This is a genomic window from Kribbella sp. NBC_00359 (genome assembly GCF_036097425.1).
Classification (GTDB): domain Bacteria; phylum Actinomycetota; class Actinomycetes; order Propionibacteriales; family Kribbellaceae; genus Kribbella.
Genome location: NZ_CP107975.1, coordinates 1,838,495 through 1,854,148, shown reverse-complemented (window position 1 = coordinate 1,854,148; position 15,654 = coordinate 1,838,495). Strand labels below are relative to the sequence as shown.

The window sequence follows — 15,654 nt, the reverse complement described above, 5'->3', positions numbered from 1 at the left end:
CAAGTTTCTCTACGTCTTCAAGACGGGCCCCTTCAGGGCCCCGAAAGCGCGCCGCCACCGCAGGGCGGGACGCCTGCCCGCCCCTCCGCTTCGCTGCGTTCTGGGCGCGTCCCTTGGCTTGGCGCGCACGTGCCGACAGGGTGCCAGGTCGAAGACAGCCGAACTCGCCATCAACGATCGGCACCCTGTCCTTTGCGTTGCTGTCTCCATCGGCCGGCTGCCGCAGTCCGCGGCTGAGGTCGGTCCGCCGACTGACCATAGGCTCCCGCATCGCCCCGCTAGCAATCATGGGAAAGTGCGGTTCGGCCCAGCACGCCTCAAGGGCGCCTGCGGCGTCGCTCCGCGATCGAGCAAGCTCGACCCTTGACCCGCACCGCACCGAACCTAATGTCGGCAGCTATCGGGGCGATGCGGAGGACTGACCGCGCGACTGACACGTAACTGTCAAGAATCTCGGGCGAGTACTGGGATGGCTGTCACTCCGCGAGCCTTGTCGGCAGGGGCCCCCGGGCCCGCGTGGCAACACGGATCCGTGTCCGGCGGGAGGGTCGCCGTGGCGCGGTCTGGTCAGGTGGGGTGTGTGACGAGGCCGGGGTAGATTCTGGCGGTCCGATCGTTCATGTAGTCGTCGGCTTGCTGGCCGGTCGCCGTCTTGGGGTCGATAGCGGGTTGGTGGCCGGTGTATTTGGTGTCGAGCGCGATGGCCGTGCCGAGCAGGTACTTGCCCAGCGGCGGGAGCGGCTTGTCCAGCGGCACGGGCGTGCCGGCCAGTTGCGGCACCGGCAGAGGCGTGACCTCGGGCCAATCCTCCTGCGCCCGAGGGGTGGCGCGGGTGAGGACGGGCGCGACGCTGGGCGCGGTCGCGTCCCGAGCGGTCAGCGGAGGCCCTAGGTCCCAGCGCTCCCGCAAGGTCGCGATCAGCGACGTGTTGCGGTAGCCGTTGTTGATGACCGTTTGAGGGTCGATGTAGGCGGACACGGCCAGGGTGGGGATGCGAATCCCGGCCCGGTCGAAACGGAAGCCCATCTGACCAGCCGGGGCAGCCTTGTCAGGCGGATCCGCCCGGGGCGGTACGACGTGGTCGAAGGTGCCGCCGTGCTCGTCGAAGGAGACCATGAACAAAGTGTTGGCGAAATTGGACCCACCCACGGTTTCCGATACCCGCACAGCGCTGTAGATGCGCGCGAGCAGATCCTCCCCGCCCAGGACGGACGATGGCGGATCGACCGACATTTGTGGAAGCACGGCGTTGATGGCGGGGTGGTAGTCGTTGTGGGCGTAGATCAGGCAGGGCTCGATGAAGGAGTAGGCCGGCAGTCGACCGTGTTCGGCGTCGTCGAAGAAGTCGGCCAGGGTGGAGAAGTTGGTGGCGAAGTACCGAGACAGCCGGGGGGCGTGGATCATCCCGGTCGCCGACATCCGCATCCCCGGATCCACATACACCCGCCACGACAGGCCAGCAGCTTCCAGCCTCTCGAAGATGGTCTCTGCGTCGTTGTGGAGGGGAAATGCGTCGTACGGTGCGTTGATGACAAGCCCCGACGAACTGGCGGCGTGGTAGAAGGACCGGTTGCAGAACGTCTGCGAAGGCACCTCGCAGTGCCAGTGGTCGAAGGTGGCGAACCCGCGGGCGATCGACGAGATGACCGGCACCTGCTCGGGGGTGAAGCCGGTCATGATCTGCGCGTACTCCTCATAGCGAGGCTGGCGACCCATCTCGGCGGTGAACGAACTGATGTAGTCGGCAACGAACCCGTCCATCGTCGGCGTCGTGTCCGGATCGCCGGGCGCGTTGAACGGCGCGGCCATGTGTTCGGACAGGATGCCCCGATTGCCGGGTGGGTCGATCACACCGAACAGCTGGGTGTTGATGTGGGGAAACTCCTCGCCCGAATCCGGGTTGGGGACATCCATGCTCGCCGCGACCCCGTACGGCACGAACCTGCGGTCCGCGCCATGCTCCGCCCAGGGCGGGATCGGGTTGGTCACCTCCTTGCCGAGCACGCCCTCGAAGGACGCCACCTCACCCGGCTGGTACAACCGACCGAGCAGGTTGTCGAAGGACCGGTTCTCAAACATCACCGATACAACGTGATCGAACTTGGGACCATCTCCTCCGGCCGCCGCTCGGGTCTGCTCATCAGTCATCTTCTCCCCCATCCACCGGCACGGATCACCAACGCTCGAACGCCCTTGCGCCGGTCGGTCTTGCCACAGGACGCTAACCCGCTGCTCGGCCCGCGCCATCACCCCAACCGGACGACTTCGATCGATACGGCGTTGGCGACACGGTGTCGATTTCAAGCGGGGTGTGCCAGCGGCCGAGTTCCTCGCCACGAACCTCATCGACGCCGCGGTGTAACCGCCATCCGTGGCCGATTGGGACACCGAGCGCGACGGGGATCCAGTGCGACTTACGGGTCGGGATTCATCGCGCACCGTCAGGAACAGAGAGGCATCGACGAACCACGAGCTCGGCACAAACCCCGAGGTCAGACGGCAATTTCGGACGACGATCGGCAACGTCAAGCAGATCAGTCCGATTATCAGCGGGTTCGGGGTTCGAGTCCCTGGCGGCGCACAAAGCCCAGGTCGCAACAGTGGCCTGGGCTTCGTTGTGTCTGCAGCGTCTCCTTCACGTTCCTGCTCACGCTGTGGCGCCCAGCGTGATCAGGTGCCGTTCTCTTCGGCTCTCGATCAGGTCGATGCTGAACCGCTGAGCGTTGCCCAGCTCGCGCAGCTGGTGAGTCCGAGAGGAGCCCGAGCCATGACCTGAGGCGCGCGAGACCTCAGCCATACTTTAAGGTCACGTGATGCGCAACCCCCTTGTCGCCTTGACCGTCCTCGCCGTCGTCATCACCGGGTGCGCCTATCCAGTCGCCGGAGCCAACCCAGCCAAATCGAACCCACCTCCGCGAGCCACACCCACCAGCAGTCCTGTCCCCGTTCAGCCAGCGGCCGGCACGGCCAAGTTGATCTCTGCCGAACTCCGCGAGCTCCGAGTCATTGCCGCCCGGCCTGAGGTGCCGGGATACAAGCGAGACCAGTTCGGGCAGACCTGGACCGACGACCACGCTGGCCGCGGTGGCCACAACGGCTGCGACACCCGCAACGACATACTCACGGCCCAACTGACCGCGGTGCAGTACCGCAGCGGCTCCAGATGCGTGGTCATCGCCGGCACCCTCCCCGTCGAGCCCTACACCGGTCGCCGGGTCGAGTTCCGCAAGGCCGCCGCTAACAAGGTGCAGATCGACCACGTGTATCCGCTCGCGCTGGCGTGGGACATGGGCGCGGCGCGATGGCCGCTCCAGCGACGCGTCGACTTCGCGAACGACCAGGCAGCGAACCTGCTGGCTGTTGATGGACCGGCCAACGCGTCAAAGAACGACGCTGGGCCTGGCGAGTGGCTGCCGATCAACCGCAGCTACCGATGCACCTACGTCCTGCGGTACCTCCAAGTCGCCCGCAAGTACGCGCTGCCGATCACCGGGGCCGATCGCAACGCCGCCCAGGCGATCACCCGAACCTGCCCCTAGAAAGCCAGGCGTGGCGACGGCGTCAGCCGTCCAGTTGCTTGACCATCACTATGCCGCCACCGGTTTGATGGTGGTCGACGAACCTGGGCCGAGGTACAGCCGCAGTGCGGCCACGTTGTCTCCATCCACGTGCAAGCTAAGCGCGCGGCGGCCGACTCGCACTTCACGAGAAGCGGACGCACGTGGACGATCGCCGCAACCTAGGGGTGGTCGAGATGCATGGCATGACTCGTGGCACGAAACGACGGATACGCATGGGGAATCTCGCTCTCGCTGGGGGCGGCCGTGTTGCTAGAAGCGCTGGTAGAGAGCGGATGCGACGCTGTCGTTCTTCCTCGTAATGAGAAGGTCGTCGGTTCGACTCCGACAGGCGAAGGCTCGCGCCGAGGTCACTGCCGACGCCGCCACCCAAGCTGGACAAGTCCGCCACGGCATGCGGTATCTCCGGGTTCGGGCGGAGTTGCGTCCAGAAGACCTTCCTGCGCTTCCTGGGCGAGAGGTGCTTTGAGCGCATGAGAACTCAGTCGCCTGCTCATCGTGAGAGCGACATCGTTCGAAGTGGCTTGATCGAGGGCCGGTGGGTGAAGGGCCCAGCGGTGCGTGGGAGGGTGACGCTCCGGGCCTGGGCCCTTCGGTATGACCCCTGGATCCTCGAGCGGATTCCGGTACGCGCCAGTCCGCTACTCCTGGTGGGCGACGGCATGCGTCGCGGAAGTGGGCGAGGCGACCCCTGCCCCCCAGGCAGACGCCCGAGTCTTGTCACCTGAGGCGTCCCGCCGGTCACGTTGAGAGGATCGTGGGCGCACGGCACGATAAGTGCCATGATGGATGGCATAGATCACACCGGTCAGCGGGGTGCTCGCACCGAGCCGCCCCGGGAGGCCGAGATGGCGACGATTGACCCTGCCGGTGCAGGCGCCGCGGAGGCGTTTGCCCGGTTGGCGATCGAGTTGCATGGCGCGGGCGGACTCGAGGAGACCGTCGATGCGGTCGTGCAGTTCTCGCTCCAGGCCATGGACTGTTCCCATGCCGGCATTGCCCTTTACAGCCGCGGACGGCCGCAGGTGCCGGCGGCAACCGACCCGCTGGTCTGCGAGATCTTCCAGCACGCCATGGCAACGGGGCACGCGCCGCTGGTCGAGGCGATGCGAACCGGCCACGACGTTTTGATCCGAGACACCGCCACCGACGGTCGCTGGCCCCAATGGGCTGTCGAGGTGCGCGAACTCGGCGTCCGCGCCGTCTTGGATGTGCCGCTCACCACCGCCATCGGCACCGTCGGGATGCTCGGCCTGTACAGCACCACACCCGACGCTTTCGGGCCCGATGACATTGCGGTCGCGCAGATTCTGGCGCGGCACGCCTCGGTTGCGCTGGCGAGCGCCCGCCACGAGGCGAACCTCGCGCAAGCCGTCGACGCCCGCAAATTGGTCGGACAGGCGATGGGGATTTTGATGGAGCGCTTCGACCTCGACAGCGACCGGGCCTTCACCGTCCTGAGACGCTACTCCCAAGACACCAACACCAAACTCCGCGACGTCGCCCAGCAACTCATCGACACACGCAATCTCCCCGGCACAAAAGCCCGGCCATTGATTGCCGAAGCCGCTCCCGGGAATCAGGATGGCCAACGCGGCTCGGCGAACCGTCCAGTCGGTGCCTAGATCCCCGGGCACCCAGACGGCATCGCCCTGAACTGCCTACCAGCGCTCGCAGAAGTGCGGTCTGGTCGATGGCTAAAGCGTAGGGACGAACGCACTCATCTAGCCGCGATCCGCGCGCTCATGGCGATGTGCGGATGCTACTAATGACCTACGCGTGAGGTTGATACGAGTCGTGCTCCCATAGAAGATGACCGCCTGCGTAGCTTCCTCCGAAGTCGGCACTGCACCGTCTCGCCACACGCTCCAGACCCTAATGACCTCCACGGACATGCCACCACCAGCGTGCTGATCACGAGGTCCAGTGTGACTGGGACGCCGCCGATCACCCCGGCGGCCATGACTGGTGTCACACCGCTGTCGAACCCGGCGACGAGTACACCCTCGTTCTGCTCCTGGAACCGGCGGGCAACTACGACAACGACCGGGTGGTCGGCTGCTACCGCATCGGCTGTGGCTACCACCCGTTCGGCACGCCCGAAACTCGAACCCGCCACCCAGACCCACCGTCTGGTCGTTCGTCACGGCTGATCCCGGCCGGGGATGGCGCGGGTCAGCCTGACCGGCTCGCGTCGGGGGTGGACACGCAACCAGCTCCGTCCAACGCTACCGGCCCCGCAATCACTGCCTGACACGAAACCGTCAACCGCAAATCCTCCCGGCCAACTCCCCCGTAGGCCCCAGAACTACTTGGCCGGCCGGAAGGATCTGCGGCCCGACGCTGGCCCCCTCCCACCAGCGCGAGCTGGCTCCCCCTCGAGAACGGCGCCAGCTGACCTCTCACAGGTGCCCCAGGCCAAACGTCTCGAAAGGAGGCCGCGCATGAGGCGGCCGGTGCGGTCGCCTCCGGTCTCGTGCGCCCAGACGCAGTAGTGGTCGGGTTTCACGCCCGCGGCGGGGCAGACCGCCCCCGATCGTGGGTCGGATGGGCCAGCGGACGGGGGAGTTGTAGCGGCGGCGTGGAGCCATTCATGGAGCGAACTGCCCGATACCGATGAAGAATTCGGGCATCGGAGATAGGTTCCTTGCAACGAATCACGCCTGAAGACGGCAGATGTGACGGTGACCTTCCTCCTCGTAATGAGAAGGTCGCGGGTTCGGCTCGGTTGGGAAGCCTGGCCGACATTGAATTCAAGTCACGATGGTTAAGAGGGCTGCGGTCATGGCGATCAGGGCTTCCACCTCCGCTCGGCTGTAGCGGTAGTCCTTGGTGCCGGCGTCATCGTGAAGCGCTCCGCTCGCCTGGTGCTCAAGCGCCGCACGGATCCACGCCCACCGCTCGCCCCCGGTCCGCTCGCGCTCGCCCTTCTTGCCCGGCCAGCCCCAATCGCAGATCGTCCTGATCCCTTCAAGGGCCTTGCGAACATAAAGCATCGCGCTGTCGATCTCGTTGCCGCCAAGTAGCCGCTGAGCCTCGCGCAGGAACTCGGCAACGGCGTGACGCGGCTCGTCGTCGGCCGGAAACGGGATCAGCATCTCCGCACCGACAGAGCGGCCAAGACCGGCAAGCTGCTGACGCCACCTGCTCTCGGCGATACCGACGTACTCGACGAGGTCACTTGAGCCGGGGTAACCGGCTGCCTGTGGAAGAAAGCCACGGACGTGCAGCTCTAGGCGCAGGTCGCCCACGCGGTGGTGCTCCAAGGCGAGTAGTTGAGCGTTCGTGATGAGGTACTGCGGAGTCAGGCGGCGAATCTCGCCAGCGGGCCTGAAGGGTACGGACATGTTCGCGAAGGCGATCGGTACGGTTGGACCCGCCGGCTGAGGGGCGCAGAGGGCGGTCTCCAGGTACAACAACCGCCCAGCGTCTGGGCCGAGCTCCGGAATGCCGACCGCGATCTGAAGTTGAAGGCAGTGAGTGCCCATTCCTTTGAGGATGCCTATCGACTCCGGAGCAACGCTCACGCTGTAGATACCGAGCTGGTCGTCAAATCTCAGTTGATCCACCGGTCCTGCTTTCCTTGTGCCCTGCCCCTGGATTCCCCCGATTGTGCCGTCCACGCTGCCAGAGCAGAAATCCGCCGTCCTTCCCAGCGAGGTGATCAGGACGAGGGCTGCCGGGCTCAGGCGTTCATTCGGGTTGCGTGATCCTGCGGGCGTCGTCGACGAGGCCCCAGTCTGCAAGAAGCTTGATGGCACGGCGAACTGTCCCAGGCGACACGTTGTGGTTCTGGGCAAGCTCAGCTGTAGGTGGCAAAGCTGAGCCAGGCGAGAACTCGCCAGCGGTGACCGCCGCGCTGATCGCGGCTGCTACATGCTCGTATGGCGAGCGTGGGTCTACGCGCGCTCGCTCGGATTCGGTCCGCTGTTCCGGCCTGGATGGGAGGCGGGCGAACAGGGTCTGCGCCGCCCGCTGGTCCGATTCGGACACGAAAGCTGTGTAGACGCGCAGGGTGGTTGTGCCACCACCACCGTGGCCGAGGCGGCCTGCCACTGTGCGGATATCGACGCCCGCGGCGATCAGTTCTGTTGCCGAGTAGTGGCGCAGATTGTGCAGGTGTGTGTCGATCCCTAGCCGGGCTGCCGCCTTGCTATAGCGCTGGCTGACGCTGTCTGGCACGAGGAACTCGCTATGATCTGGCGCGAGTGAGAACACGAATGCGTCCGGGGACAACTTCGTGCCGACAAGGGCAGCCTGCGCCTGGCACTCATCCTTGTGGGCACGAAGGAGTGCCACGGTCCCGGCGTCAACCGCGAGCCGGCGCTGCTGGTGTGTCTTGGTGTCTTTGAGCCACTTCTTACTACTGTTTTGCGCGACGCTGGAATCGATGACGATCGTGCCGTTGTCGAGATCAACCCTCGACCACCGCAGCGCGCAGAGCTCTCCCCGGCGCGCGCCGGTCGTCATGGCTAGCCATATGAACGCGCCCCAGGGGCGGTCTCTGAACGCCTCCTCTAAGAGCCTTACGGCCTCGGCCGCGCTGGGTGGTCTTGGATCCGGCTTTGGCGCGGCCGGTGGCTGGCCTGTGGGCATCGGGTTGACGCCAACCCACTTCCAGCGGACTGCTTGCCGGAATGCGCCGCTGAGGATGAAGTGAATCTGACGAATCGTCGAGGCGCCGAGCGGACGGCACTCATGCAGTTTGCATCGGCTATCGCATTCGTGGAGGCGCTCCGTGCGGTGCTCGGTGAAGGCTCGGCGATCGCAGTGCAGCCGGCAGCGGCGCAGTTCGGCGTAGTAGGAATCGAGGAGGTCCGCTTCGACTGCACCGACTTTGACATGACCGATGATCGGCACGATGTGATGCTTCATGTAGCCGCGGTAGGTCCGGACGGTCGTCTCTTCGAGGTCGACCAGGTCCAGGTGGCGTTCTACGAGCTGGCTGACAGTTGCGCTCGTCCGCGGCTGACGCCGCTCATCGATCTGTGTTTGCAGGCGCCGCATCACCTTCTCGGCTTCGCGGCTCGCTTTCGGCGTGCCGGCCGGGATCGTCTCCCGCAGGTAGTGCCGCCGTTTGGATACTGGGTCGATCCCAGCGTAGACCGAGACTCTCAGTGCTCCGCTGGGCAAGGTCTCCACGCTGCCCTTGGGGCGCTTGGGGGCACGCTCAGCTGATCCCATGGGCCGTATCGTAGCGATTCGCACCACGTTTGATCCCACGACCTGCGAACAGCCGATAGTCGCGACTCGGCCTCGAATGCAAAACCCGCAGGTCAGAGCTATGTTCTTGCCGGTAGGCCCCGTGGGACTCGAACCCACAACCCGCGGATTAAAAGTCCGCTGCTCTGCCAGTTGAGCTAGAGGCCCTCTCACGAGGGGTGAGGGGAACAGTGTGTCAGGTTTGTCGAGGGGTTTGGTCGGTGGGGGCGGGATCGGGATCGCGAAGTGATCACTGTTCGGAGTGGAGTGGTCGGCGTACTCTCAGGCTCAGGGGGGATCAAGGGGGCACGCACATGGGGGTTGTGGAGCGGGCGGCGATCATCGGGGTGCATCGCGAGGTGGTGGATGCCTGGCGGGAGATCGTCGGGCAGGCGAGCACGCTGGGGCTGGCCGATCGGATCGTGATCGGGGTCAAGCTCAAGGCGCGGGCCGATGCGCTGGCGACGTACGAAGGGCTGGTCCGGGACGCGGGGGACCTGGCCGGCGATGCGCGGGCGTTCGCGGCGGCGGTGAAGACACAGAATCCACTGACTGCCGGGTTCTGCGGTGTCGGAGTGGCGGCCGCGGGGCTGGGGTTCTTCGGGTGGTGGTCGTTCGAGGCGCTGAAGGAGGCGTTCACCGCGGACGTGGGTACGGCGGGGATGGCGCAGACGACCGTGGCCTTGATCGGCGTGCTGACAGTGGCGGCGGGTGCCGTGATCATCGGGGTCGTCCGGGCCGCGGTGATCGCTGCTCACTCCGGGCTGCAGGCGCTTGAGATCTTCGGCGTCGACGAGCATCCGTCCGTGGTCATGCTGCGGGAGGTGCGGCCGGCTGAGGAGCGGTTGTTCGCCGTCTTCCAGCAGCGGGTCCCGGAGCCACCGATCAGCGCAGGACCGTTGATCATGCTGGGAGTCGGCGGGCTGATCGCCGGGATCGTCTTCGCGATGCTGGTCGGGGTCGGCGCCGGCACAAGCTGAGCGCCGGTTGACCCTGAGGTCGCCTACGCTGTGTGCTGCACACAGGTCAAGGCGGTGACGCTGGGGGAGTCGACTGGCGTGCCGCTTCCTCGGGGGAGGAATGGCGATGGGTTTCCGGATCTCTTTCGGGTGCGCCGATCTGGCGCGTACGACGATCGGCCGCGAGCCGGATCCGTTGTGGGAAGTACTGCTCGGCATGCACATGCTGCAGACCGACGACGAGCCGGCGGTGTTCGGTCCGTGGCGCCAGCGGACCCGTGCCCGGCTCACCCCGATCGAACGCGAGCTGCTCGTACTCGCGCCACCCTTGGGCTACTCGCCTGACTTCCTCACCCCTGCGGAGTCCGCCGACGGCCTCGACGCCGGGCTGGCCGCGGTGGCGGCGACCCCGCGGCGTCAGCTGCACGCTCAACTCAGCCGCCTGGCCGAACAGGTCCGGTTGCCGCGCTGGACCCGTGGCCTCGCCGCCGGCGAACCCGCCGTACTGACGAAGGTCTGTCGCGGCCTGAAGCACTTCCACCGGACCCAAGATCGCACCGCAGGTGTCGGCGATCGCCACCACGATCGACCGCGACGTGAAGCAGCACAGTGACACCGTGACGACCGGCGGCTTCGAGACCCTCGCGGAGACCCTGCATCCGGCTCTGCAATGGAGGCCGCCGGTGTTGCACGTCGACATGCGGCACATCGACCGCGACCTGGACCTGCGCGGCCGTGGCATCCGCCTGGTCCCGTCGTTCTTCTGCTGGCGGCACCCGATCATGCCCGCCGACCCCGAGGTCCCGCCGGTCCTCGTCTATCCGGTGCACCACGACCCCGCCTGGTCCGCGCGGGCCGAGCCGTGCGCCGACCAGGAGCGTGCCGTGGCCGACCTCCTCGGCCGTACGCGCGCCGCCGTACTGCGATCCATCTCCGCCGGCGCCTGTTCCACCAGCGAACTGGCCGCCCGGGCCGGCATCTCACTCGCCTCGGCCAGCGAACACGCGCGTCCTGCACCGCACCGGCCTGGTCACGACCCGCCGCGCCGGCAACGCCGTGCGCCACACCATCAGCCCGATCGGGACCCACATCCTCACCGGATCCCACGGCTGACTCGACAGTAGGTCACGAAACCGATGCGGTTCGCGACTGATCCGCGCCGACCCCTCGCCTGACGCCGCGGCCCGGTGGTATGGATCGGAACTTGCCCGGGAATTCCGGGCGCTGACAATCCCGCCGCGGGGGGAACCGACGGCGGGTTGGGGGGAATCGTGCATCTCATTCGTGCTGCGCTGGCGCCGATCGCGCTGCTGGCCGTCGGCGCACTCGCCACCGGTTGCGGATCGTCATCGGGTTCGGCGGACGCCGGCGAACCGGCCGCGATCGCAAGCATCCGGACCGCCGCCACGCCGACGTCGACCACGGCGCCAACGACGACCGAGCCCACAACGACCGAGCCCGCAACGACCGCGGAGCCGACGACGAAGGCGCCGACCGCGAAGACGCCGGTGCGGGTGACGACCAAGAGGCAGGTCGTCGAGTTCAAGACCATCCCGTTCAAGAAGAAGACGGTCACGGACAGCTCGCTTCCGAAGGGCGAGAAGACCATCCGGACCACAGGCAGTAACGGGACACGCAAACTGACCTACGAGGTCACGTACGTGAACGGCGTACAGACGGCCAAAGAGCTGCTGCGGCAAGAGGTCTCCAAGCAACCGCGGACGCAGGTGACCGTCCTCGGCACCAAGGTCGAGGAGGAGAGCGGGTCGTCGGGTTGCGATCCGAACTACAGCGGCTGCGTCCCGATCGCCAGCGATGTCGACTGCTCAGGTGGCACTGGCAACGGTCCGGCGTACGTCCAAGGTCCGGTCACTGTGATCGGCCATGACGTCTACGGCCTCGACCGCGATGGTGACGGCATCGGCTGCGAGGACTGAGACAGCTCAACGGCGAGTGGCGGTGAGCTGGAGGTCGAGGATCACGTCCGGGCTGACCATGACGGTGGTCAGGGCGTTCCAGTTCACCTGCCACTGCATGCGACTGATCGTCCGAGTCGCCTTGAACGTGACGTCGCCGTCCGCCTCGATCAGCTCGAACGGGACCGTGACCGGATGCGTGACGCCCCGCATGGTCAGGTTTCCTGTGACGTCGAACGTGGTCGCGCCGGTCTGCTCGACCTTCGTCGACACGAAGGAGACGACCGGGTACGTCGCTGCCACGAGGAAAGTCTTGCTGAGTTGGCCATCCCGCTGGTCGTTGCCGGTGTCAACGGTGTCCGCCTGGATCGTGAGCCGAGCGCTCGAGGCGCTCGGGTCGTCACCATCCAGGCGCACGACTCCCTCGAAGACGGCGAACCGCCCTCGCACCCTGGTCCCCATCCGGTGCCGGGCAACGAACCCGATCCGCGTCCGCTCGGCATCGAGAACGTAGTCCCCGGTCAGCTCGCTGAGCTTCGTCGTCATTGTCATGCCAGTACGACGAGACACGGCCGCCGAGTGTCAGGCCTGTTCCACGACAAGCCTCGGGCAAGGTCAGGCGGGCCAGTCGGGGGAGCGGCCCAGGAGAGCGACGATCTGGTCCAGCGGATTGTCGCCGGTCCAGGGGAGGTCGGCGGCGAAGGCGGCGCCGGGGACGAGGCGGACGTCGCCGGTGGGGACCATCTGGGCGACGGTTTGGGCGGCTGTCAGGACGTCGGGGGTGAAGGTGACACCAGTGCCCAGGGACTTGGCGACGTCCCAGGTGTGAACGACGTAGTCGATGAAGTGGAAGCTGATGGCCTGGTGGCCGGGGAAGGACAGGCCGGCGCCGAATTCGGGGAGGGGGAACTGGCGCTCGGTGACGCCGTCTTCGGCGAAGGCGGTCAGGACGTGTTCGGCGGAGGTGATGTACGCCTTCACCGGGTCGTCGCCGAGGTCGCGGAGTTTCCAGAGCTCCGTGTCGCTTTCACCGCGGGACGCGGCCGCGAAACCGTAGTGCTGGGTGGCCATGTGGGCGAGCAGGCCGTAGAGGGTCCAGGCGCGGCAGGGCGTCGGCTTGGCCAGGTCGGCGGAGGTGGCGCGGGAAACGACGTCGATGCTGGTCCGCACCGCGGCGGCGTCCAGGGATGCGTAATCAACTGTAGGCATGAGCATATCGTATGCGCCAGCTTATGATTGTGCCAGTGTTATCTTCCGGCTATGCCGAGCGAGGACCCAGGCGAGCGTCCCGACCTCGCCGCGATGCTGTACCCGTTGGTGCGGGCACTCATCGCGGCCGAGATGCCGGTGCTCGCCGCACACGAGGTCTCGATGTGGGGATATTCGGTGCTCACCGTGCTGGACGAGACTCCGGTGCGCACCCAGGCGGCGCTGGCCGAGACGATCGGCGCCGACAAGTCGCGGATCATCGGCACCCTCGACGAGCTCCAGGACGCCGGCCTGATCGAGCGCACCCCGGATCCGGACGACCGCCGCGTCCGCCTGCTCTCGATCACCACCCAGGGGCGTCGCGTACGACGTTCCGTCCGCAAAGACATCCGCGCCCGCGAGGACCGCCTCCTCGCCAAGGTCCCCCGAGCCGACCGCGAAGCGTTCCTCCGCGTACTGCGCGCCCTCCACGAGGCCCGCGACGCAACGCGGTGACGTCGGTCTTGCGATGGAGGGCTTTCACTCGCGGGAGTGATCCGTCCGGCGGGTCACGCCGCAGAGACTGGCTGCATGGCATCGAGCGTGGAGGCACCGGTTCGAGTTGCACACAGTCGGGTGCCGACGGCTGCGCTCGTGTGGGCGGCGGCGTACGGCTGTCTGCGGGTGTGGTTCGCCGCCGGGAACGCGCCGGTCTGGAAGCTTCCCGGGCGCGATCTCCTCGTTCCGGACTGGATTGCAGTCGCCGGGTGCCTCGTCACTGCTGCCTGGGTGATCACGCTCGGTCGACGGCCGCGCTCCCGCACCCTGATCCGGTTGCTGTGGGTGCTTGCGGCAGGCTGGGTTGCCGCGGCCGGCTTCGCTCTGCTCGATCTGGTGGCAGGTCTCCTGCCCGGACTCGGGATTCCCTTCGATTTGCTCGGGATGCTCAGTAGGTTCACTGCGCTGGGAGGCGCCGCGCTGCTTGGGGCGACAGCGCTGGCCTATCAGCGAAGGCTCGACCCGACCTGCCTTCGCTGCACGGGTCGGCCGCGTCCCACCTCGACACCGACCTGGCCCGCCTGGCTCGCCGTCATCGGCTGTCTGACCCGGCTGGCCGCCCAGGCTGCGGTCGGATTCGGCAGTACGCCGTACGACCGCAACCTCTCGCGGATCTTCTTCGAAAGCGGCTTCGTGCTCGCGGGCGTCGCCATACCCCTGCTGCTCGTGTATCGGCCTGGCCGATTCTTCCCCCGTTGGATGTTGCTCCTCCCGGGACTCGGCCTGGGTGCGGGGATCACGGCGTACTTCGGTGTCGGGCTTCTCCAGATGATCGGCAACGCGATCCAGGGCAAGCCCGCGTACGGCGATGTCGGTCTGCCGGACGCCTTCTTCTGGGTCGCGGTCCCGGCCTATCTCCTCTGGGGCGTCGGCCTGACCCTGGCCGCCTACGGCTACCACCGCCGCACTCGCAATCCCTGCAAGGGCTGTGGACTGTGATTCGATCCGGTACAGAATGGTGGCGAGAACAGCAGCCAACTGAGCAGGAGTGCCGATGGCCGATGACCGGGCGGCCCTGCTGCGTGAGCTGCACGACGTCCATGCGCCGTCGCTGTGGCGGTTCGTGGTGCGGCTGACCGGTGACGACCGGCTGGCGGAGGACGTCGTACAGGAGACCCTGCTCCGGGCGTGGCGCCGGCCGCAGATCCTGACCGAGGACGAGGCGGGGGCTCGGGCCTGGCTGTTCACGGTGGCACGCAATCTCGTCATCGACGACCGGCGCAGTGCCCGGGTCAGCCGCGAGGTCGCCAGCGACGACCTGCCGGAGAACCCGAGCGCCGACCATGCGAACGCCGTACTGGACGCCTGGCTGGTGGCGGAGTCACTCGCCCAGCTGTCCGAGGAACATCGGCAGGTCATCGTTCGTGCGTACTACGGACGCCGGACGGTCACCGACATCGCCGAAGAGTTGGACATCCCGTCCGGCACCGTGAAGTCGCGGCTGCACTACGGGCTGCGGGCGTTGAAGCTCGCGCTGCAGGAGAAGGGGGTGACGAGTCAGTGAGTGATCCGTACCGGGACTGGGACGCGGCGTACCTGCTCGGCGCGTTGTCGGCGAAGGATCGGCGCGCGTACGAGGAGCATCTGCAGACGTGTGACGAGTGCTCGGCGGAGATGGCGTCGTTGGCCGGCGTACCCGGGACGCTGGCCGCGCTGCCGGACGACCGGGCGCTCGCGACCATCACCACCGCCCCGCCGAACCTGCTGCCCGGACTGGTCCGCAACGTGCAGCGGGAACAGCGCCGGCAGCGGGTGCGCCTCGGCGCGCTGATGACCGGGGTCGCGCTGGTCGCGGCCGCGATCGGCGCGGTGATCGCGATCCCGCTCACCCACGAGCAACCGCAGGGGGACTACGTCGTCCTCGCGCAGACCGTGGCCAGCAAGCTGTCCGCGGACGCGCGGCTGGTGCCGGAGCGCTGGGGTACGACGATCGAGATCAGCTGCCGGTACGACGACTTGGCGACGCCGAGCGAACGGGCCCGGGGATACGAGTTGTACGTCACAGACACGTCCGGCAAGTCACAGCTGATCGCGAGCTGGACGTCGTCGCCTGGTACGACCGTGAAACCGGCCGCCACCACGAAGTTGCAGCGCAGCGAGATCCAGGCACTGGACATCCGTAGCTCGGAATCCGGACGAGTTCTGCTCGCCGTGCATTTCTGATCACTGTCGGCATGATTGCCGGTGGCACAGAAGGGCACCTGACACTCAAGAGCGGCGGTCGCTCGAGAGGCCCCCGATCCAGGCCCCGGT

15 protein-coding genes and 1 tRNA gene are annotated in these 15,654 nt (G+C 66.9%); 10 read left to right on the top strand and 6 right to left on the bottom strand.

The genetic code is table 11. The annotated features are described in order from the left end of the window. Window positions 1-567: 567 nt before the first annotated feature. Complete coding sequence (locus tag OG876_RS09010; RefSeq protein ID WP_328524335.1) at window positions 568-2,529, bottom strand: alkaline phosphatase family protein; 1,962 nt, start codon at window positions 2,527-2,529, stop codon at window positions 568-570. Between the two features lie 284 nt (window positions 2,530-2,813). Here OG876_RS09010 and OG876_RS09005 point away from each other — a divergent pair, with 284 nt between their 5' ends. Together OG876_RS09005 and OG876_RS09000 are read left to right on the top strand one after the other, a co-directional pair. Further along, window positions 2,814-3,539, top strand: coding sequence for an HNH endonuclease family protein (locus OG876_RS09005; protein WP_328524334.1), 726 nt, complete (start codon window positions 2,814-2,816; stop codon window positions 3,537-3,539). A gap of 887 nt (window positions 3,540-4,426) precedes the next feature. Further along, a complete protein-coding gene (locus tag OG876_RS09000) occupies window positions 4,427-5,203 on the top strand; it encodes a GAF and ANTAR domain-containing protein (protein WP_328524333.1) in 777 nt (258 codons plus the stop codon). A 1,128-nt stretch (window positions 5,204-6,331) separates the two neighbouring features. Here the strand turns inward: OG876_RS09000 and OG876_RS08995 are convergent. From OG876_RS08995 to OG876_RS08985, 3 genes are all read right to left on the bottom strand, one after another. Continuing rightward, window positions 6,332-7,147 (bottom strand): hypothetical protein, encoded by an 816-nt coding sequence (locus OG876_RS08995; RefSeq protein WP_328524332.1) that lies wholly within the window; start codon window positions 7,145-7,147, stop codon window positions 6,332-6,334. Between the two features lie 124 nt (window positions 7,148-7,271). Next, window positions 7,272-8,762, bottom strand: a complete 1,491-nt coding sequence (locus OG876_RS08990; protein WP_328524331.1) for a tyrosine-type recombinase/integrase — start codon at window positions 8,760-8,762, stop codon at window positions 7,272-7,274. A gap of 113 nt (window positions 8,763-8,875) precedes the next feature. Continuing rightward, a tRNA-Lys gene (locus tag OG876_RS08985) sits at window positions 8,876-8,948 on the bottom strand. Window positions 8,949-9,094: 146 nt separating this feature from the next. On the opposite strand from OG876_RS08985, the gene OG876_RS08980 reads away from it, so the two are divergent. The 4 genes from OG876_RS08980 (at window position 9,095) to OG876_RS08965 (ending at window position 11,676) form a co-directional block, all read left to right on the top strand. Beyond that, window positions 9,095-9,760 carry a hypothetical protein gene (locus OG876_RS08980; protein WP_328524330.1) on the top strand — a complete coding sequence of 222 codons (666 nt, stop codon included), beginning with the start codon at window positions 9,095-9,097 and terminating at the stop codon, window positions 9,758-9,760. Between the two features lie 106 nt (window positions 9,761-9,866). Then, a complete protein-coding gene (locus OG876_RS08975) occupies window positions 9,867-10,352 on the top strand; it encodes a hypothetical protein (protein WP_328524329.1) in 486 nt (161 codons plus the stop codon). Then, entirely contained in the window at window positions 10,303-10,863 is a 561-nt protein-coding gene (locus tag OG876_RS08970; RefSeq protein WP_328524328.1) for a hypothetical protein, read from the top strand. Before OG876_RS08975 ends, OG876_RS08970 begins: the two co-directional genes overlap by 50 nt. Before the next feature lie 147 nt (window positions 10,864-11,010). Next, window positions 11,011-11,676 (top strand): G5 domain-containing protein, encoded by a 666-nt coding sequence (locus OG876_RS08965; RefSeq protein WP_328524327.1) that lies wholly within the window; start codon window positions 11,011-11,013, stop codon window positions 11,674-11,676. A gap of 6 nt (window positions 11,677-11,682) precedes the next feature. On the opposite strand, the gene OG876_RS08960 is transcribed toward OG876_RS08965, so the two are convergent. Beyond that, window positions 11,683-12,207 carry a YceI family protein gene (locus OG876_RS08960; RefSeq protein ID WP_328524326.1) on the bottom strand — a complete coding sequence of 175 codons (525 nt, stop codon included), beginning with the start codon at window positions 12,205-12,207 and terminating at the stop codon, window positions 11,683-11,685. Between the two features lie 63 nt (window positions 12,208-12,270). After that, window positions 12,271-12,864, bottom strand: coding sequence for a TIGR03086 family metal-binding protein (locus OG876_RS08955; RefSeq protein ID WP_328524325.1), 594 nt, complete (start codon window positions 12,862-12,864; stop codon window positions 12,271-12,273). Between the two features lie 51 nt (window positions 12,865-12,915). On the opposite strand from OG876_RS08955, the gene OG876_RS08950 reads away from it, so the two are divergent. The 4 genes from OG876_RS08950 (at window position 12,916) to OG876_RS08935 (ending at window position 15,564) form a co-directional block, all read left to right on the top strand. Further along, window positions 12,916-13,359, top strand: coding sequence for a MarR family winged helix-turn-helix transcriptional regulator (locus OG876_RS08950; RefSeq protein ID WP_328524324.1), 444 nt, complete (start codon window positions 12,916-12,918; stop codon window positions 13,357-13,359). A 75-nt stretch (window positions 13,360-13,434) separates the two neighbouring features. After that, window positions 13,435-14,340: a hypothetical protein gene (locus tag OG876_RS08945; protein ID WP_328524323.1), complete on the top strand. Its 906-nt coding sequence runs from the start codon at window positions 13,435-13,437 to the stop codon at window positions 14,338-14,340. 55 nt (window positions 14,341-14,395) lie between these two features. Continuing rightward, a complete protein-coding gene (locus OG876_RS08940; protein ID WP_328524322.1) occupies window positions 14,396-14,905 on the top strand; it encodes a sigma-70 family RNA polymerase sigma factor in 510 nt (169 codons plus the stop codon). Next, complete coding sequence (locus OG876_RS08935; RefSeq protein WP_328524321.1) at window positions 14,902-15,564, top strand: anti-sigma factor family protein; 663 nt, start codon at window positions 14,902-14,904, stop codon at window positions 15,562-15,564. Before OG876_RS08940 ends, OG876_RS08935 begins: the two co-directional genes overlap by 4 nt. Window positions 15,565-15,654: the final 90 nt, after the last annotated feature.

Coding starts and splice junctions, on each gene's coding strand:
- OG876_RS09005 (WP_328524334.1), top strand. CDS start 2,814: ATGCGCAACCCCCTTGTCGCCTTGACCGTCCTCGCCGTCGTCATCACC.
- OG876_RS09000 (WP_328524333.1), top strand. CDS start 4,427: ATGGCGACGATTGACCCTGCCGGTGCAGGCGCCGCGGAGGCGTTTGCC.
- OG876_RS08990 (WP_328524331.1), bottom strand. CDS start 8,762: ATGGGATCAGCTGAGCGTGCCCCCAAGCGCCCCAAGGGCAGCGTGGAG.
- OG876_RS08940 (WP_328524322.1), top strand. CDS start 14,396: ATGGCCGATGACCGGGCGGCCCTGCTGCGTGAGCTGCACGACGTCCAT.
- OG876_RS08975 (WP_328524329.1), top strand. CDS start 9,867: ATGGGTTTCCGGATCTCTTTCGGGTGCGCCGATCTGGCGCGTACGACG.
- OG876_RS08960 (WP_328524326.1), bottom strand. CDS start 12,207: ATGACAATGACGACGAAGCTCAGCGAGCTGACCGGGGACTACGTTCTC.
- OG876_RS08950 (WP_328524324.1), top strand. CDS start 12,916: ATGCCGAGCGAGGACCCAGGCGAGCGTCCCGACCTCGCCGCGATGCTG.
- OG876_RS08945 (WP_328524323.1), top strand. CDS start 13,435: ATGGCATCGAGCGTGGAGGCACCGGTTCGAGTTGCACACAGTCGGGTG.
- OG876_RS08980 (WP_328524330.1), top strand. CDS start 9,095: ATGGGGGTTGTGGAGCGGGCGGCGATCATCGGGGTGCATCGCGAGGTG.
- OG876_RS08955 (WP_328524325.1), bottom strand. CDS start 12,864: ATGCCTACAGTTGATTACGCATCCCTGGACGCCGCCGCGGTGCGGACC.